17 protein-coding genes are annotated in these 18497 nt (G+C 71.5%); 14 read left to right on the top strand and 3 right to left on the bottom strand.

Features of this window, described 5'->3' with window-relative positions; all coding sequences use genetic code 11:
- Positions 1-153 precede the first annotated feature (153 nt).
- The 9 genes from E4J16_RS10715 (at position 154) to E4J16_RS10680 (ending at position 10769) form a co-directional block, all read left to right on the top strand.
- Complete coding sequence (locus E4J16_RS10715) at positions 154-924, top strand: carboxymuconolactone decarboxylase family protein (RefSeq protein WP_136313983.1); 771 nt, start codon at positions 154-156, stop codon at positions 922-924.
- A 606-nt stretch (positions 925-1530) separates the two neighbouring features.
- Positions 1531-1959, top strand: a complete 429-nt coding sequence (locus tag E4J16_RS10710) for a methylated-DNA--[protein]-cysteine S-methyltransferase (protein WP_338028849.1) — start codon at positions 1531-1533, stop codon at positions 1957-1959.
- A complete protein-coding gene (locus E4J16_RS16075; RefSeq protein ID WP_338028848.1) occupies positions 1920-2027 on the top strand; it encodes an MGMT family protein in 108 nt (35 codons plus the stop codon). Before E4J16_RS10710 ends, E4J16_RS16075 begins: the two co-directional genes overlap by 40 nt.
- Entirely contained in the window at positions 2024-3007 is a 984-nt protein-coding gene (locus E4J16_RS10705) for a DMT family transporter (RefSeq protein ID WP_204519801.1), read from the top strand. The genes E4J16_RS16075 and E4J16_RS10705 overlap by 4 nt, the downstream gene beginning before the upstream one ends.
- A 171-nt stretch (positions 3008-3178) precedes the next feature.
- On the top strand, positions 3179-3868 hold the full coding sequence (locus E4J16_RS10700) for an alpha/beta fold hydrolase (RefSeq protein ID WP_240038119.1): 690 nt from the start codon (positions 3179-3181) through the stop codon (positions 3866-3868).
- 101 nt (positions 3869-3969) lie between these two features.
- Positions 3970-4869, top strand: a complete 900-nt coding sequence (locus E4J16_RS10695) for an SIR2 family NAD-dependent protein deacylase (RefSeq protein ID WP_240038118.1) — start codon at positions 3970-3972, stop codon at positions 4867-4869.
- Between the two features lie 251 nt (positions 4870-5120).
- Positions 5121-8555: an ABC transporter ATP-binding protein/permease gene (locus E4J16_RS10690; RefSeq protein ID WP_136313982.1), complete on the top strand. Its 3435-nt coding sequence runs from the start codon at positions 5121-5123 to the stop codon at positions 8553-8555.
- A gap of 58 nt (positions 8556-8613) precedes the next feature.
- A complete protein-coding gene (locus tag E4J16_RS10685) occupies positions 8614-10131 on the top strand; it encodes an alpha-amylase (RefSeq protein ID WP_136313981.1) in 1518 nt (505 codons plus the stop codon).
- Between the two features lie 53 nt (positions 10132-10184).
- Positions 10185-10769: a DJ-1 family glyoxalase III gene (locus E4J16_RS10680; protein WP_136194342.1), complete on the top strand. Its 585-nt coding sequence runs from the start codon at positions 10185-10187 to the stop codon at positions 10767-10769.
- Positions 10770-10885: 116 nt separating this feature from the next.
- Here the strand turns inward: E4J16_RS10680 and E4J16_RS15150 are convergent, their stop codons facing one another.
- Genes E4J16_RS15150 through E4J16_RS10670 form a run of 3 tightly spaced genes read right to left on the bottom strand, consistent with a single transcriptional unit; the run spans position 10886 to position 13602 of the window.
- Complete coding sequence (locus E4J16_RS15150) at positions 10886-11059, bottom strand: hypothetical protein (RefSeq protein WP_168709490.1); 174 nt, start codon at positions 11057-11059, stop codon at positions 10886-10888.
- Positions 11047-11403 carry a hypothetical protein gene (locus tag E4J16_RS10675; protein ID WP_136313980.1) on the bottom strand — a complete coding sequence of 119 codons (357 nt, stop codon included), beginning with the start codon at positions 11401-11403 and terminating at the stop codon, positions 11047-11049. The genes E4J16_RS15150 and E4J16_RS10675 overlap by 13 nt, the downstream gene beginning before the upstream one ends.
- A 27-nt stretch (positions 11404-11430) precedes the next feature.
- A complete protein-coding gene (locus tag E4J16_RS10670; RefSeq protein ID WP_136313979.1) occupies positions 11431-13602 on the bottom strand; it encodes a PspC domain-containing protein in 2172 nt (723 codons plus the stop codon).
- A 253-nt stretch (positions 13603-13855) separates the two neighbouring features.
- On the opposite strand from E4J16_RS10670, the gene E4J16_RS10665 reads away from it, so the two are divergent.
- From E4J16_RS10665 to E4J16_RS10645, 5 genes are all read left to right on the top strand, one after another.
- Entirely contained in the window at positions 13856-15235 is a 1380-nt protein-coding gene (locus E4J16_RS10665; RefSeq protein WP_136313978.1) for an ATP-binding protein, read from the top strand.
- A 70-nt stretch (positions 15236-15305) separates the two neighbouring features.
- Complete coding sequence (locus E4J16_RS10660) at positions 15306-15998, top strand: response regulator (RefSeq protein ID WP_136194346.1); 693 nt, start codon at positions 15306-15308, stop codon at positions 15996-15998.
- A 39-nt stretch (positions 15999-16037) separates the two neighbouring features.
- The gene (locus E4J16_RS10655; protein ID WP_136313977.1) at positions 16038-16721 is read left to right on the top strand and encodes an L-threonylcarbamoyladenylate synthase; all 684 of its coding nucleotides are present in this window, start codon (positions 16038-16040) and stop codon (positions 16719-16721) included.
- A complete protein-coding gene (locus E4J16_RS10650) occupies positions 16718-17866 on the top strand; it encodes an MraY family glycosyltransferase (protein WP_136194348.1) in 1149 nt (382 codons plus the stop codon). The genes E4J16_RS10655 and E4J16_RS10650 overlap by 4 nt, the downstream gene beginning before the upstream one ends.
- Positions 17866-18342, top strand: a complete 477-nt coding sequence (locus E4J16_RS10645) for a hypothetical protein (protein WP_136313976.1) — start codon at positions 17866-17868, stop codon at positions 18340-18342. Before E4J16_RS10650 ends, E4J16_RS10645 begins: the two co-directional genes overlap by 1 nt.
- Positions 18343-18497 lie beyond the last annotated feature (155 nt).

Genomic DNA, 18497 nt, shown 5'->3' with positions numbered 1-18497 from the left:
GCCGTCGCCCGCCACCGACGTCACCGACCGACCCGGGCGGTCCAGGTGGTCCAGGCGGCCCGGCCGCCCGCGACCGGCCCCAGAGACACAACCCGACAACTGCCGGCACCGACCACCGACACAAGCACCAAGAACCAAGCGCAAGGAGACACCATGGCACTGACACCCGAGGCGATCGAGACCTTCACCCGCTTGTTCGGCTCCGCCCCCGAGCCCAGCCCCACCGACCCCGAGCTCATGGAGACCCTGCAGAACCACATCTTCGGCGAGGTCTTCTCCGTCGGCATCCTCACCGACGTCGAGCGCGAGCTGATCACCGTGACCTGCCTGGCCTCCATGCAGACCCTGCCGCAGCTGCGCGCGCACGCGGCCGCCGCCCTCAACGTCGGCGCCACCCCCGAGCAGCTGCGCGAGGTCATCTACCAGTGCCAGCCCTACATCGGCTACCCCAAGACCCTCAACGCCATCGGGGTGCTCAACGAGGTACTCACCGAGCGCGGCGTCCAGCTGCCCCTGCCCAGCGCCGCCACCGTCGACTATGCCGACCGGGACGAGGCCGGGGCCGCTATCCAGATCCCGCTGTACGGGGACGAGGTCAAGGCCGTCTTCGCCAAGCTGCCCGAGCCCTTCGACACGCAGGTGCCGCACCTGCTGACCGGCATCGGCTTCGGCGAGGTCGAGTCCCGCGGGGTGCTGAGCGTGGCTGAGCGCGAGATCGTCAGCCTGGTGGCCATCGCCGCCATCGGCGCCGCCACCCAGCTCACGCCGCACGTGGCCGGCGCGATCAAGGCCGGCAACACCCGGCAGAAGGTCGCCGCCGCCCTGGTGCAGGCCATGCCCTACATCGGCGGCCCCTACGCCCTGACCGGCCTGGTGCTGGTGGCGAACTACGACCCCAACGCCTCCTCGGGGGCCTACCGGTGAGGTGACCGCCCCTTGGCTGGCTCGCTGCCCTCCCCTCACCGAGATCGGTAGATATAACCGCCGAGGTCGGTAGATGTTACGTGCCGAGGTCGGTAGATATAACCGCCGAGGTCGGTAGATGTTACGTGCCGAGGTCGGTAGATATAACCGCCGAGGTCGGTAGATGTTACGTGCCGAGGTCGGTAGATATAACCGCCGAGGTCGGTCGGTGTAACGGATCTTCCGGTTTGAGGGTGTGGTGGGATGAGTGCACGGTGAAGGTAAGCCGTCTGTCCCGGTGCCGCGGAGGTGTGCGACCGGGCGCCAGGGAAGGGGTGTCCATATTCGGGACTAAAGAGTCTCTTAGGCCACCAGAGGTGATCCGGTGCCCGCATGATTCCAACGTTTTGTGCACGGCCGCTAACAGTGCCGGACCGGTTGTCCCGAATTTGGACACTTCAGGCGCAGCGGCGCAGCAGCCGGGCCGATCACTCGCGCCGTCGCCGATCCGCACCCGCCGCCGGCGCCCTCGGGCCGCTACCGGCGGGCGTGGGGACGCGAGTACAGTCAGAGGCTGTGCCACCGGCCACGAATTACCTCTGCGCTTTCGACTCCCCGCTCGGCCCCATGACGCTCGCCGCCGCCACGGGGGAGGGGCTGCCCGAGGGCGGCGCCGTCGTCGGCGCCTGGTTCGACGGGCAGAAGCACGACCGGGCCGGGCTGGCCGACGGTGCGCTGACCGTGGCCGCGGGCGACGCGGACGAGCCCGCCGCACTGGCGGCCGCACGGGCCTGGCTGGAGTGCTACTTCGCCGGCGAGGACCCCGGCCCGATCCCCGCCCTGGCACCGACCGGCACCGCCTTCCAGCAGGGTGTTTGGGCCCGGCTGCGCACCATCCCACGCGGGCAGACCACCACCTACGGGCGCATCGCCGCCGACCTCGCCGCCGCGACCGCCGCCCCACCTCCGCCCGCGCCGTCGGCTCCGCCGTCGGCCGCAACCCGGTCAGCATCCTCGTGCCCTGCCACCGCGTGCTCGGCGCCGACGGCGCCCTGACCGGCTACGCGGGCGGGCCCGAGCGCAAGGCCGCCCTGCTGCGGCTGGAAGGCATTTTGGTCGCGTGAGCGAACAACACCCCGCCCCGCCGTCCCACCGCGAGGCGTTGGGCGGCCCCGATGTCGCGCGCCGGAAGCGACCGGCCGCGCCCGCCCAACCCGGCGGTGGGGGTGCGGCGCGCGGCCGCTATGTGGCCTACGCGCTGCTCGCAGCCCTCCTGTACGCCCTGTCCACCCCCGTGTCCAAACTGCTGCTGGACGACGTCGCCCCCGGGGTGCTCGCCGCCCTCCTGTACCTGGGTGCCGGCGCCGGCATGAGCCTGATCGCCCTGCTGCGCAATCGCATCGGCACGACGGCCCCACGGGCGGCGCCGCTGGAGCGCGCGGACCTGCCCTTCGTGGTGGCGATGGTCGTCCTCGATATTGCGGCCCCGCTGCTGCTCATGTTCGGACTGGACCGGGCCGAGGCCGCCAACGTCTCCCTGCTGAACAACTTCGAGATCGTCGCCACCGCCGTCATCGCCTTCGTCCTGTTCAAGGAGCGCCCCAGCCGCCGGCTGACGCTGGGGATCGTCGTCATAACCGCCGCCTGCGCGCTGCTCACGGTGGACGACGCCGGGGCCCTGTCCTTCTCCGTCGGCTCACTGCTCGTGCTCGCCGCCGCCAGCTGCTGGGGACTGGAGAACAACTGCACGAACCGCATCGCGCACAAGGATCCCGTGCAGATCGTCATCGTCAAGGGCTTCGGATCCGGCTGCGGCGCCATGGCGGTGGCGCTGGCGGCGGGCGAGCGGATGCCTCAGGCCGGGCCCCTCGGCGGATGCCTGCTGCTCGGATTCCTCGCCTACGGACTGTCCATCACCCTGTACGTGATGGCGCAGCGTGGACTCGGGGCGGCCCGCACCAGCGCCTTCTACTCGGTGGCGCCCTTCGTCGGCGTGATCCTGGCGTGGGCGCTGTTCCGGCAGGCCCCGGGCCTGACCTTCCTGCTGGCACTCGGCCTGATGCTGCTAGGCACCTGGCTGGTCATGCCCGCGCCCGACGACTGAGGCCGGGCCCGGATCTTCGTCTCCACCCGCAGCCGAACACCTAAGGAGCGCCCCGCGCATGCACGAATACCTCGCCCGCGAGCTGACCGCGCGGGTTCCCGCCGCGGGCGCCGACCCGGGCGGGCTCGTCCACGCCCTGGCATACGTGCCCCGCGCAGCCGCGGCCGGCGGGTGCGCGCCCCGCTGGTGGTGTGCTGCCACGGGCTGGGGGAGTCCGGGTTGCGCGTGGCGCCGGTCGCCCAGCGCCTGGCCGCCGCGGGCGCCGTCGCCATCGCCCCGAGCTTCCGTGGGGGTGGGGCCCCGACGGCGGGCCCCACCACCGCCATGACCATCGCCACCGAGCTCGCCGACCTGGAGACGGTGCTGAGCACGGCCCGCACCTGGCCGTTCGTCGACGCCGCCCGCACCGCCCTGTTCGGCCGCAGCCAGGGCGGGCTGGTGGCAATGCTCGCGGCCGCCGCACACCCGGCGCAGATCGCCGCACTGGCGCTGTGGTACCCGGCGCTCGCGGCCCCGGCCGCGGTGCGGCGCCGCTTCGGAAGACTCGCCGCGGTGCCGGAGACCTTCACCTCCCGGGTCGATGGTCGCGACATCATCCTCGGGCGCGACTTCGCCCGCGACCTGTGGGGCCGGGACGTGGAGGCCGCCATGCGCGGCTACCGCTCCCCGGTGCTGCTGGTGCACGGCGATGCGGACGACGACGTGCCGCTCGCCGTCTCGCAGGCGGCCGCCCGCACCCTTCCCGACGCCCGCCTGGACCGCATTCCGGGGGCGGGCCACGGCTTCGGGGATGCGAACTACGAGACGGCGATGGGGCGGACCGTGGACTTCCTGGCCTGGGCGGGCCTCCTGGACGACTGAGGCGGCGGTTGCCGGCGGGGTGGGCGGGGTGGTGGCCGGGTGATGCACGGCTGTGGGGTGTGCCCTTGCCTCGAATACCTCGAATCGCCATAATCGCCCGGGTGACTACCACCCCGCCGTCTCCGCCGCTCGACGCCGTCAACCTGGCCCGTATTGACCGCCTCGCCGAGGCGCTGGCCGGCGCGGACGCCGTCCTCGTCGGCGCCGGCGCCGGGCTGTCGGTCGCCGACGGCGACGCGCACGCCGGCCCCGCATTCGAGGCGCGCTTCGCCGACTTCCACGCCGCCCGCGGCATCACCGACGCCTACTCCGGCGGCTTCTACCCCTTCCCCACGCCGGAGGAGAAGTGGGCCTTCTGGGCGCGCAACATCCTCCTCCAGCGTTACGAGTCCGGGCCCGGCGCCGTCTACCGCGACCTGCACACCCTGCTGGACGGGCGCGACTTCTTCGTGCTGACCACCAACGTCGACCACCGCTTCCAGAACTCCGGCTTCCCCAAGGACCGCCTGTTCTACACGCAGGGCGACTACGGCCTGTTCCAGTGCTCCGTGCCCTGCAGCCAGGACACCTATGACAACCACGACGCCGTCGTCGCCATGGACGCCGCCGAGCGGGCCGGAGCCGCCGCCGGCACCCCGATGCGTGTGCCCACACACCTGCTGCCCACCTGCCCGCGGTGCGGGGAGTCCTTGACCACGAACCTGCGCGCGGACGACACCTTCGTGCAGGACGTCGGCTGGTACGCCGCCGCCGAGCGCTACGTCGCCTGGGTCGACGCGCACCGGACCGGGCGCGTGCTCCACCTCGAGCTCGGGGTGGGCATGAACACGCCCGGCATCATCAAGTACCCGTTCTGGCGGCGAGTGCACGACAACCCAGAGGCCACCTATGCGGCGCTGTCGCTGGAGCCGGGCACGCCCCGCGAGATCGCCGACCGCTCCATACTCGTCGACGCCGACCTCGGTGCCGCCCTGTCCGCCTTGCGTGAGCGACTGGGCTGAGTTCGGGGCTGCACGTCATATCTACCGACCTCGGCACGTCATATCTACCGACCTCGGTACGTAAGATCTACCGACCTCGGTACGTAAGATCTACCGACCTCGGTACGTAAGATCTACCGACCTCGGTACGTAAGATCTACCGACCTCGGTGAAGGGGCGGGGAGGGAAGGGGCGGGGCGGGCGTGGGGTTTGTTGGTTCTTTCAGGAAGACGGCATAAGCTCTTTGGCTCGACCCCCGCTCCGGAGAGCCCATGCTTGAGCTGCACGAGATCACCAAGTCATACCGCACTGCATCCTTCGACCAGACCGCCCTCGACGGCGTGAACGTGTCCTTCCGGGACAATGAATTCGTCGCCGTCCTGGGCCAGTCCGGAAGTGGCAAGACCACCATGCTCAACGTCATCGGCGGCCTGGACCACTTCGACTCCGGCGACCTGGTCATCGACGGGATCTCCACCAAGCACTACCGCAGCCGCGACTGGGACGCCTATCGCAACAACCGCATCGGCTTCGTCTTCCAGTCCTACAACCTCATCCCGCACCAGAGCGTACTGGCCAACGTCGAACTCGCCCTGACCCTGACGGGCGTCTCCCGCGGGGAGCGCCGCCGCCGCGCGCTCGAGGCCCTGGAGGAGGTGGGGCTGGCCGACCACGTGCACAAGCGCCCCAGCCAGCTCTCCGGCGGCCAGATGCAGCGCGTGGCGATCGCCCGCGCCCTGATCAACGACCCCGAGATCCTGCTGGCCGACGAGCCCACCGGAGCCCTGGACTCGGGCACCTCCGTGCAGGTGATGGACCTGCTGCGCGAGGTCGCCGCGGACCGGCTGGTCATCATGGTCACCCACAACCCCGAGCTCGCCCACGACTACGCCACCCGCATCGTCGAGCTCGCCGACGGTCGTATCACCTCCGACACCGCCCCCTACAACCCGGCGGCCGACGACGCCCGCGAGGCCCGGCCGCCGCGACGCACCCGCATGGGGCCGCTGACGGCCCTGTCGCTGTCCTTCAGCAACCTGATGACGAAGAAGGGCCGCACCCTCATGACCTCATTCGCGGGGTCCATCGGCATCATCGGCATCGCCCTGATCCTGGCGCTCGCCAACGGTGTCAACGCCTACATCGCCCGCACCGAGGAGGAGACCCTCTCCTCCTACCCCCTCCAGATCGAGCGGCTCGGCATGGACTACACCGCCATGATCGCGCGGGCCACCGATACGGCCGCCCAGGCCGACCTGCCCGACGGCGTGGTCGGTGAACGGGGCGACGTGCGCGACATGTTCGGCTCGGCCAACAGCAACGACCTGGCCGCGCTCAAGGCATACTTCGATGCCGACGGCGGCGGCATTGATGACCACGTCAACGCCATCGAGTACCTCTACGACGTCACCCCGCAGCTGTACCTGCCGGTGTCCGAGGCGTCATCGACCATGCCCACCCAGGTCAACCCCGACTCGGCCTTCTCCTCATTCGGCGCCATGACGGCCACCATGCAGATGTCCGTCTTCCGGCAGCTCGCCAGTGACACGGACCTGTACATGGAACAGTACGACGTCGAGGCCGGCCACTGGCCCACCGCCTACAACGAGCTGGTGCTCGTACTGCCGGAGGACGGCCGGATGATCGATATGACCGTGTACGCGCTCGGCCTGCGCGATCACAGCGAGCTTGAGCAGCTGGTGCAGACGTACGTCGGCAGCGCGCCCGGGGCCGTGGCGGTTCCCACCGCCGAACCGAGCGCCGCAGCCGGCGCCGCGCCCACTGGCACGCCCGCCGCCACCCCCACTGACCCTGCCACGGGTAGCGCCCAGGACGCCGGCGTCGGGCGCACCTATGCGTACAACGACCTGATCGGCCGGAGCCTGAGCCTGGTTCCCGCCCACGAGCGCTACGTCTACGACGCCGACTACGGCGTGTGGACCGACAAGTCCGCTGACGCCGCCTACATGTCGCAGCTCGTCGCCGACGGGGAGACCATGACCCTGGCCGGCATCGTGCGCGCGAACGGCTCCCAGGCCGCCCTCACCCCCGGCCTCTACTACAGCCCCGCGCTGACCGAGCACCTGATTGACCAGGCCGCGAGCTCCGACATCGTCAAGGCGCAGCTGGCCGACCCGGCGGTGGACGTCTTCACCGGCAAGAGCTTCGCCGAGGAGGCCGACGCCACCGGGGACACCGACTTCGACATGTCCAGCCTGTTCACCATCGACGAGTCCCGGCTGCAGGCGGCCTTCCAGATTGATCCCGGGGCACTGGACCTGTCCGGGATGGACCTGTCCGGCATCGACCTGTCCGGCCTGGACACCACCCAGCTGGACTTCTCCGGACTGGACCTGTCCGGCCTGGCCGACGTCCAGCCGGAAATCGACCTGTCCGGCCTGGACCTGTCGTCGCTCAGCCTGACCGACCTGGAGGAGCAGTTCCCCCAGCTTGCCGACGTCGACTACGTCGAGCTGATCACCCAGGCCATGTCCGACGGAGTCATCAAGGAGGGCGCCGACGCGCAGGTATCCGCCATGATGACCGGTCTGATCTCCGGATTCACCGAATATTACGGTGAGCACGCCGTCGGGGAGGACCCGAACGACCCCGACGACGACCCCGACCTGGGCACGCTGGTTACCGACTACCTGTCCCAGGACGAGGTGCAGCGAACCATCGCGCAGACCCTCGGCTCCGATCAGGTCATCGACTCGGCGAAGCTGACGGAGAACCTCACCGCCGCCCTGGGATCCGACCCGGCCGTCGCCGACATCTCCGAGGCCGTGCGCGACCAGCTCGTGGCGGAGATCGGCTCCCAGGTGGCCGGAGCGGTCGCCGGATCCATCACCCAGACCCTCTCCGGCGCGGTGCAACAGGCAATGGCCACCGCCATGGCGCAGATGATGACCGCCATCCAGACCCAGATCGCCGCCCAGGTCCAGGCCGCCACCACCCAGCTGGCCGCCAATCTCGCCGACGCCATGAGCGTGGACGCCGACGCCTTCGCGCAAGCCTTCCAGCTGGACATGACCCCGGAGGAGCTCAGCCAGCTGCTCGCCACCCTGGTGACTACCGAGTCGGCGACCTACGAGTCGAACCTGTCCGCGCTGGGCTGGGCGGACCTGGACAACCCCAGCGAGATCGACATCTACCCCAAGGACTTCGCCGCCAAGGACTCCGTCAAGCAGATCCTGGAGGAGTACAACGCCCGGCAGGCCGCGGCCGGCGCCGATGACAAGGTCATCACCTACACCGATGTGGTCGGTGTGCTGATGAGCTCGGTGACCCGGATCGTCAACATCATCTCCTGGATGCTGATCGCCTTCGTGGCGATCTCCCTGGTGGTCTCCAGCATCATGATCGCCATCATCACCTACATCTCCGTGCTGGAGCGCCGCAAGGAGATCGGCATCCTGCGCGCCGTGGGCGCCTCACGCGCCGATGTGCGCCACGTGTTCAACGCCGAGACCGTCATCGAGGGCCTCCTGGCCGGGCTCATGGGCGTGGGCATCACCCTGCTGGTGAGCCTGCCCCTGAACGCCTTCATCCACGGGCGCTTCGGGGTGGAGTCCATCGCCCAGCTGCCGGTGACCGCCGGCGTGGTCCTGGTGCTGATCTCCGTGGGGCTCACCGTGCTGGCCGGCCTGATACCGGCGGGCAAGGCGGCCCGGGAGGACCCGGTGGAGGCGCTGCGCTCTGAGTGAAGCCGGCAACGGGTCGGGGCGACGGTGTCCGATCCGTAACTCCGGTAGTGTGCCCCTCGTGAGTGACAGCACGACCTTCGGCTCCGGCGGGCGCGAAAACCCGATCCTGCTCCAAGGCTTCGCATGGGATCTGGCTGCCGACTCCAGCCACTGGCGCTTCCTTGCGGACAATGCCGCACTGATCGCGGACTCCGGCGTCACCACCATATGGCTGCCGCCCGCCTACAAGGGGCAGGCCGGCGTCAACGACGTCGGTTACGGCGTCTACGACACCTACGACCTGGGCGAGTTCGACCAGAAGGGCACGGTGCCCACCAAGTACGGCACCAAGGACGAGTACGTGGCCGCCGTCGCGGCCCTGCGGGCGGCCGGCATGACGGTGCTGGCGGACATCGTCCTGAACCACCGCATGGGCGCCGACGGCGCCGAGCAGGTGCGCGCGATCGAGGTCGACGCCGCCGACCGCCGCAAGCCCATCGCCGAGCCGACCACCATCACCGCCTGGACGCGCTTCGACTTCCCCGGGCGGGGCGGCGCCTACTCCGACTTCACCTGGGACCACACCTGCTTCCTGGGCACGGACTGGGACGAACAGTCACGCCGCAACAGCGTGTGGCTGTTCGAGGGCAAGGAGTGGAACGAGGACGTCACCGACGAGCTCGGCAACTTCGACTACCTGATGGGCGCCGACGTCGACCTGAACAACCCGCGGGTGTCGGACGAGCTGATCCGCTGGGGCCGCTGGTACCTGGAGGCCACGGGCGTGGACGGCGTGCGCCTGGACGCCCTCAAGCACATGAGCAGGGAGTTCTACCGCCGCTGGCTGCCCGCCCTGCGCGAGGCCACGGGTCGGGACGTGCCGGCCGTCGGTGAGTTCTGGTCCCGGGACGCCGCGGAGCTGTGCACCTACCTGGGTGAGGACCCGATCATGTGCATGTTCGACACTCCGCTGCACTACCGGCTCTACCACGCCTCCTTCAAGGACCACTTCGACCTGTCGAAGATCTTCGAGCGCACCCTGGTGGAGGCGGACCCCGACCACGCCGTCACCTTCGTGGAGAACCACGACACTCAGCCCGGCCAGTCCCTGCAGTCCTTCGTAGAGCCCGGTTTCAAGCCCGCCGCCTACGCGCTGATCCTGCTGCGCCAGGAGGGCACGCCCTGCGTGTTCTGGGGAGACCTGTTCGGCACCCCGGAGACCGGGGACATCTCCGCCTGCACCGAGCTGCCGCTGCTGATGCGGCTGCGCCGCAGCCTCGCCTACGGGCCGCAGCATGACGTCTTTAACGCCGCCGACCTGGTCGGCTTCACCCGGGAGGGCGACGACGACCACCCCGGCTCCGGGATCGCCGTGGTCCTGTCCACCGCGCTGGCGGCCACCAAGCGCCTGTACGTGGGCGCACGGCACGCGGGGGAGCGGTGGATCTGCGCCGTCGGCGGGCACGGGGCCATCACCATCGGCGGCGACGGCTCCGCCGAGTTCCCCGTCAGTGAGACCGGCCTGTCCGTGTATGTGCCCGCAACGGCCCGCCCGATCATTGACCGGGGAATGACCCGCCTGGTCCGCGTACGCTGAGGACATCGGCCCGAGGCCGGGCCAACGCGCTCAGCTGCACGCAAGGAGGAACCATGCCCACGCCGGACAAGCTCGCCACCGACAAGAAAGTAGCCGTTCTCATCGCGCACGGCCTGGAGGAGGTCGAGGCTCTGGCCGTCGTCGACGTCCTGTACCGCGCCGGCATCCGCACCGACCTGGTGGCCGTCGGCGACTCGCGCACCGTCACCTCCTCCCACCAGCTGGTGCTCACCTGTGAGGTGCTGCTGGGGGATGTGGACCTGGGCGAATACGACCTGGTGTTCCTGCCCGGCGGCATCCCCGGTACGCCCAACCTCAAGGCCGACCCGACCGTCACCGCTGAGGTCACCGCCCGCATGCGGGCCGGCCGCCCCGTGGCCGCCATCTGCGCCGCGCCGTCGATCCTGGCCGAGCTGGGGCTGCTCGAGGGGCGCGCGGCCACCTCCAACCCGAGTTTCATGAAGGTTCTGGCCGAGCACGGGGCCCGTACCAGTGAGGCCGCGGTCGTCGTCGACGGCGACCTGCTCACCAGCCGCGGCATGGGCACCGCCATCGAGCTGGGCCTGGAGATCGTGCGCCACTACCTGGGCGACGACGCCGTGGACGCCGTCAAGCGCGGCATCGTCTACCAGCACTGAGTGCGCGCGGCGGTTCGGTGCGGCCGCCGCCTCCCTCCACGAGGCCTGCACTACTGACGCGTCGAGGCCGGCACCTCGTCAGTGCCGGCCTCGACGCGCTGCGTCGGCCGCTGCGCTCAGGCGCTCGCCCCGGGGGCCTCGCCCTTGCGGCGGGGCAGCAGCGCCATGATCAGCAGGGCGACGCCGACGCCGGCCAGCAGCACGATCGCTGCGGTGACCAGATCGATCCGCACCCCGGCGGCGACAGCAATCAGTAGCCCGCCCAGCACCAGGAGGATCAGCCCCCACACCAGGGTTCCGGCCCGTACGCCGCGCGGGGCGGCCGGGGGGGGGCGCCCTGCGGCGCCGCACCGGGACGGCGCGGCCCGCTCCACACGTCCCGCTCCGGGGTGGCGGGGGGCAGGTTCTTGGCGTCCTGGGGCGGCTCCTGCTGCTTGGGTGCGGGCGGCTTCCCGCCGGGCGCCTGCCAGGCGTCCGCGGTGGAGCTGAGCGGCAGTTCGGTGGTTGTCTCCTCGGTCGGCGTCTGCTCGGCCTGTGGCTCCTCGATCGGCGTGTGCGCGGTGGCCGTGTCCGCCGGCTCGGTGTCATGAGCCGCGAAGGCTTCGGCCTTTTCAGAGGTGTCGTTGTTGCTCATGGTTGTCTCCTTGCAAGACGGTGCGGGTCAGTTGGTCGGGGAAGCGCTCGGCTCCGGTGTGGTCGGCGGTGCCGTCGGCGTCGCAGTTGCAGTGGGCGTGGCGGTCGGCTCGGGCGACGGCTCGTCGGAGCCTGCCGCTGAGGCGGACGCATCGGCCGCGAGGGCATCGTTCACGCACTGCTCCCAGGCCTCGCGGCCCACCCCGGTCAGGTCTGACACGCTGTACCAGTCGCCGTACCACCCGTCGTCCGTCCAGACATCGGTATCGGTGCTGTCGGCATCGTCGGTGTCAGCGCCGTCCCCGCTGTCGGCGGCGGACTGATCCAGCGCATCGGTCACGGCCTCGACGCACGTCTGTGCGGTCTGTGTGCCGATGGCCGCATGCGTCATGCCGGGGACCGGAAGGTCGGTGTGGTAATTGCCGCGGTTGTCGATCCAGTACTCGACGATCCAGGCGGCGTCATCCATGTTCCCCCACCAGGTGATGCCGGCGGGTCGCTCGTCCATTCGTACAGATCCGGTACCCACTTCAATGTCCAGGGTTAGGGCGGTATCCGTCTTCTGCGCGGCGGGTGAGACGAAGGTCGTGGTTTCACCGGGCAGCCACCGCTCCACGTGGCGAGTGACGATGCTGTCGCCTGCCACAGTGTAACGGTTGTCCGACCAGCCGCCGTACTCGTCGATGGAGCGCTCATCAACCGTCCAATTGTCCACGGTGTTGGCGTAGGTGAGCCCAAGCCCGACACGCGACTCAACGCCGAGGCTCTGCCCCATGGTGGTGCGGATGGTTACCGTGCCGACGCCGATGCTGAGATGCGCCCGCGTCCGCGGCTCCTCGCCGGCCGGCATGTCGGTCAGGTCGAGGATGACCTCGCCGACGGCGTAGTCACCCAGGTTCACGGTCTGGTTCGCGTTACCGGCGGCAAGCTGCCGCTGCAGCTCATCCCAGGTCAGCGTGACGGTCCCCGAGGGGGTGTCAGTGGTCGTGCTGAAGGCACGGAGGGCGGCGTTGGGCACGCTCGTACCAATGATGAGCACGGGCACGGCGGCCAGGGCGGCGAGCCAGCCCAGGCCGGTCATCCAGCCGCCGCGGCGTCCGCGCAGTGCGCTGATGATGACTCCCGCCCCCAGCAGTGCGGTCACGGTGCCCACCCCGGCGAAGCCCACTGCGAGCGGCCCCATGCGTCCGGTCGACCAGAGCAGCACGATGGCTGCCAGGCAGCAGAAGGTGAGGCCCACAATCGCCAGGCCGAGGCGCCGCCCCGGCCCGGGTGTGCGCGGACGCGGAGGCCTGACCGGTTGGGGCGCGGGATGCACCGGGGGCGGGGGCGTGCCCGGCATGGAGGATGCAGGTGCATGCGCCGTGGGCGCGGGCACCGAGCCGGGCGCCGTCGGCGCGGCTCCGTCCCGTGCCGGCAGCGGGCGGGCGGGTCCGGCCCCCCCGGGGACGGGAGCGCCCACGGGCATGGTTGCCGCCGGTGCCGGCCCCGCCGGGCCGGCCTGGGGCCCGGCAGCCGCATACGGGCTGGGCCGCGCTCCGGGTGTGTTCGGAGCCGCCGGCGCGGGCCCCTGCGGCGCATACGGTGCGGCGCCCGGCGCCGTCGGCCGGACATGGCCGCCGCGGCCACCCTGAGCGGGCGGCTGCTGGTGGGAGTGCCGGCGCCGTCGGACGGCGCGGTAGGCCAAGAAGGCGCCCGCCAGCACCAGGAGGCTGACTGCGACGGACCAGAAGACGTCGTAGAAGCCCGAGCCGACCCAGCCGGCGATGTACCAGGAGGGGATCAGCCCGTGGTCGATCAGCGCCCAGCCGGCGACGAAGGTGGCGACGGCGCCGGCGAATCCGGCGTCGAAGTCACCGGCCAGGACCTGCTCGGAGTGGATCCGGCCGTCGGACTCCTCCGGCATGAGCGCCCAGCCCAATCCATACAGCACCAGCCCCAGGCCGCTGAAGACGGTCACGACCACCCACACGCAGCGCACCAGCGTGGGATCCAGGTCGAGCCGACGGGCCACGCCCCCGGCCACACCGCCGATCCAGCGCTCATCCGTGCGCAGCAGACCCGTGCGGCGCAGGGAGTCGAAGAAACCCGCGGCCGCCGACCGCTGTGGCGGTACGGGCCCGGCGGCGCCCGCGGGCGGTACCGGTCCGCCGCCGGGCGGCATCGCCCCGGGCGGCGGCGTGAAACCCGGAGGGGGCACGGATTCCTGCGGCGGCTGCGTCCCGGGCGGAGGGGCTGCGCCGTCGCGTGGTCCCTGCGGTGGGACCGGGGCGCCGGGCCGCTCGGCGGACGGGTCTGGAGGGGGTACTTCACTCATGGCTCCATGTTCCCCGCCGCCCTGCCTCCGGCGCGATGGGGGTACCCCCTGAGCCGTCCCCGATTCAGCCACGGCCAGGCCCTGATTTCCGGGATCGTGCCCGCTCCGGGCGGCTCCGGCGTGCCAACATGGAGCCATGACCTCCTCGGCCGCCGACGCTCCACCCGCATTCGTGGATCGAGCTGCGCCCCCGGCGTCGACGCCCGGGGCGGGTGCGCCGCCGTCGTCCCGACCGCCACTGCGCCGCCCACCCCGCCGCGCTGCGGCGCCCTGCCCCTCCCGGCTGCTCGCAGGCGTGTGCGCGGGGCTCGCCGTACACCTGGGGCTGCCGACGGGGGCCGTGCGCCTGGTCATGGCGGTGCTGGTGGTGCTGAGCGGTGCCGGCGTCCTGCTCTACCTGCTGCTATGGGCGCTCGTGCCCACCGGCAACCCCCTGCGTCCCGCGCCCCTTCCGCCGACGCGCGCCCGCCTGGCCTCACGGCTGGCGGGGCATACGGCGGACCAGCTGCTGCTGACTCCCCGGCTGCGCGGCCTGGTCGGGGGCGCCGCGCTGCTGGTGGCCGCCGCGCTCATGGCCGCCTGGCGGCAGGGTGCCTTCTCCGGCGGGGCAGGCTGGCTCCTGCCGCTGGTCCTGGTCGCCTCCGGTGCCGCCCTGGCCTGGTCCCAGGCCGATGCGCTGACCGGCCCGGCCCGGGAGTCCGGCACCGTGCTGCGCCTGGCCGGCGGCGTCGTACTGGCCGCCGTCGGCATCCTGCTGTGGATCGGGGATGACACCCCGCCGCGCGTGCTGCTGACCGGCGCGCTGACCGGTGGCGCCCTCGTACTCGGCATCGGCCTGGTGCTGGCGCCCCTGTGGCTGCGCACCAACCGTGCCCTGTGGGACACCCGCGCCGCCGAGGCCCGCGAGGCCGAGCGCGCCGATATCGCCGCGCACTTGCACGACTCCGTCCTGCAGACCCTCACCCTGATCCGCAAGCGCGCCGACGATCCCGAGACGGTGGCCCGCCTGGCCCGCTCCCAGGAGCGCGAGCTGCGTGCCTGGCTGTACACCGACCGCCCCGAGGCCGCCACCTCCACCGCCGACGTCCTGCGCGAACTGGCGGCCGAGATCGAGGATCGCCACGGCGTCGAGGTTGAGCTCGTGATCGTGGGGGACCGGCCCCCGGACGCGGCAACAGAGGTCGTGGTCGCCGCCGCCCGGGAGGCCCTGTCCAACGCCGTGCGCCACGGGGCGCCGCCGGTGAGCGCCTACGCGGAGATCGCCGCCGACCACCTGGAGGTGTTCGTCCGCGACCATGGTGCCGGCTTCGACCTGGCGGAGGTCGCCCCCGACCGTCACGGCGTGAAGGAGTCGATCATCGGGCGCATGGAACGCCATGGCGGCCACGCCACCGTGCGCTGCCGCGAGAGCGGCACCGAGGTACACCTGTCCCTGGCCACACCGGCCGGCCCGGCCACGCCTGCCTCGCCGTCGCCCGCATCCGGAGCCTCGGCCGGGCCGGCCTCCCCGCACTGACGGCCCACGTCGTCGCCCGCCCTCGTCCAGAACGCAGCCGCCCACCCCCATCCAGAACCAGGAGTTCCCCGTGACCCAGCCGCCCACCTCCGATCAGCCCGAACAGCCCCCGCTGCGCATCCTCGTCGTCGACGACCACGCCCTCGTGCGCGCCGGCGTGCGCGCCGAGCTCGCCGCCGATGCCCCCGACCTGGAGGTGGTGGCCGAGGCCGACGACGTCGAGGGCGCCATCGCCGCCGTCCACGCCCTGACCCCCGACGTGGTCCTGCTGGACGTGCACCTGCCCGGCGGCAACGGCGGGGGAGGGGCCGAGGTCGTCACCGCCTGCCGGGACGTGCCCGCCACCCGCTTCCTGGCCCTGTCCGTCTCCGACGCCTCCGAGGACGTCGTGGGCGTGATCCGTGCAGGCGCTCGCGGTTACGTCACCAAGGCCATCTCCTCGACCGACCTGGCGCAGGCGGTGCGGCGCGTAGCCGCGGGGGATGCCGCCTTCTCCCCGCGGCTCGCCGGCTTCGTGCTGGACGCCTTCGGCGCCGGGGCGGGGGAGGTCGCGGTGGCCGACTCCGAACTGGATCGGCTCTCCGCCCGTGAGCGCGAGGTCATGCGCCTGATCGCCCGCGGCTACACCTACAAGGAGTGCGCCGCAGAGCTGTTCATCTCCGTCAAGACAGTGGAGACCCACGTGTCCGCCGTGCTGCGCAAGCTGCAGCTGTCCAACCGCAACGAGCTGACCCGCTGGGCCGCCGCCCGCCGCATCGTGTAGACGGCGCGTGCGCGCGTGGGGCGGTCGAATCGTGCGAAGATGACGGCCGTGACCCAGCAGGCCCCTTCGGACTCGATGCCCGAGCAGATCGTCAGGGCCGCCGCACACGTCGCGGCCGGCGGACTACTGGCACTGCCCACCGACACCGTCTACGGCCTGGGCGTACGTGCCGACGACGCGGACGCCGTCTCCCGCCTGCTGGCCGTCAAGGGCCGCGGCCGCGCCATGCCGCCGCCGGTGCTGATCGCCTCCGCGTCCCAGCTCGACGGCGTCGTCGCTTATGCCCCCGAGCCTGCTCGGGCACTCATGGAGGCCTTCTGGCCCGGAGCGCTGACCCTGGTGCTTGACGCCGCACCGGGCCTCGACTGGGACCTGGGGGAGACCGGCGGCACGATCGCCGTGCGCATGCCTGACCACCCGCTCGCGCTGGCCGTGCTGCACGCCACCGGCCCCATGGCCGTCACCAGCGCCAATGCCACGGGACGGCCCCCGGCCACCGACGCCGCCGGAGTGCGCGCCGCCTTCCCGGGGCGCGTCGTCGACGCCGGGGACGCCGGAGCGGAGGGGCCCACAGCCGCGGACATACTCCTGCTCGACGGCGGTCCCACTCCCGGGGCCGTGCCCTCCACCATCGTCTCACTGGCCGGGACCGGCGTCGGCGCGCCGGAGGTTCTGCGCGAGGGCGTCATCTCCCGGGCTCAGTTGGAGGGTGCGGGCGCGTGAAGGTCTACCTGCTGGTACTGCTGGTCGCCGCGGCCGTCACGTACGTGGCCGTGCCGATCGTGCGTCACCTAGCCCTGGTCAGTGGTGCACTCACCCCGGTACGGGCGCGGGACGTGCACGCCACCCCCATCCCGCGGCTGGGCGGGGTGGCCATGTTCGCCGGCTTCGCCACCGCCATGGTTGTCGCATCCCAGGTGCCGTACCTGTCGCGGGTCATCGACTCCTCGGCCTGGGCCGTGGTGCTCGGCGCCGGGCTGGTGTGCCTCCTCGGGGTTATCGACGACCTGTGGGAGCTGGACTGGATGACCAAGCTCGTGGGGCAGGTGCTGGCCGCCGGCGTCATGGCGTGGCAGGGTGTGCAGCTGATCACCTTCCCCGTTGGCGGGCTGACGATCGGCTCCTCGCGGCTGTCCCTGGTCTCGACCATCATCGTGGTCCTGGCGGTCATCAACGCCGTCAACTTCGTCGACGGTCTGGACGGGCTCGCCGCCGGCATCATCGGCATCGGCGCCTCCGCATTCTTCCTGTACGTCTACGTGCTCACCCGCCACACCTCACCGGAGTCCTACACCTCCCTGGCGGCCACTGTGATGGCGGCCCTGATCGGCATCTGCCTGGGATTCCTGCCCCACAACTTCCATCCGGCCACCATCTTCATGGGCGACTCCGGCTCCATGCAGCTGGGGTTGATCAGTGCTGCCGGCACGATCATCGTCACCGGGCAGATCGACCCCGGCACCCTGGAGGGGGCGACGGCGGTGCCCGTGTTCCTGCCCGTGCTCATCCCCCTGGCGGTGCTGCTGCTGCCGCTGATGGACATGATCATGGCGATCGTGCGCCGTACCCGGGCCGGTCACAGCCCCTTCCATCCCGACCGCATGCACATGCACCACCGGCTGCTCGCCGCCGGCCACTCCCACCGCCGTGCCGTACTGGTGATGTACGTGTGGGCGGGCGTGGCCGCCTACTCCGTGGCCGCCATGGCCTTCTTCCCCCTCAGCTGGGTGCTGGTGGGCGCCGTCGTCGGTGTGGTCCTCGCCCTGGTGGTGACGGTTGACCTGATGCCCGGAGTCCGGCAGGCATGGGCACGCCGACTCAACGCCCGGCATGCCCGCCCCCGGCACGGCAGAGGAGGCCGGCAGTGATGCGCATACGGATGCGGGGCGGCACGCGGCCCGCCTCGCAGCGGATGTCCCAGCAGGCGCTGTTCCGCCGCACCGCCAAGCGCGTCGCCTGTGCGGGCGGCGTGACTGCGGCCGCCGCAGCCGCCGCCGGTGCGCTCGCAGGCGGCGCCTCCTGGACGGGCGCGGCCTGGGGCGCCCTGACCGGGCTCCTGCTGGCCGCAGTCACCGTGATCGCGCTGCTCATCCCCTGGGACCGCTTCCCCATGCTGGCGTCGGCCGGCGTCGTGGCCTCCTTCGCGGGGAAGGTGCTAGTGATGATCGGGGTGGTGCTGCTGCTCGGTGCGCACCGTGACGCGCTGGCCCCGGGCTGGTTCTTCGGTGCATTCGCCGCAGTGCTGCTGGGCGTGACGGGCGTCGAGGTCGCCTCGCTCGGCTCCGGCTCCCACGCGCCCTCCGGCGGTTCCGAGTCGGACGGCGGCGCGGGCGGTGAGGCATAGGCGCGTCGACCGGATGGCGGCGCCGGGGCGCGGACGCCGGCGGCCTGAACCTCGGCCCGGGATGGTCGCGCACGACCGCGAGCCAGTGGCAGGTCGTGCCCGCCTGCCCCGGCGGGGGTGCGCTCGAGGACCAATAAAGGTAAGGTCATAACAAC

Source organism: Actinomyces procaprae, assembly GCF_004798665.1.
Classification (GTDB): Bacteria; Actinomycetota; Actinomycetes; order Actinomycetales; family Actinomycetaceae; genus Actinomyces; species Actinomyces procaprae.
The sequence above is the reverse complement of the archived record's forward strand: the minus strand, read 5'-3'. Positions and strand labels throughout refer to the sequence as shown.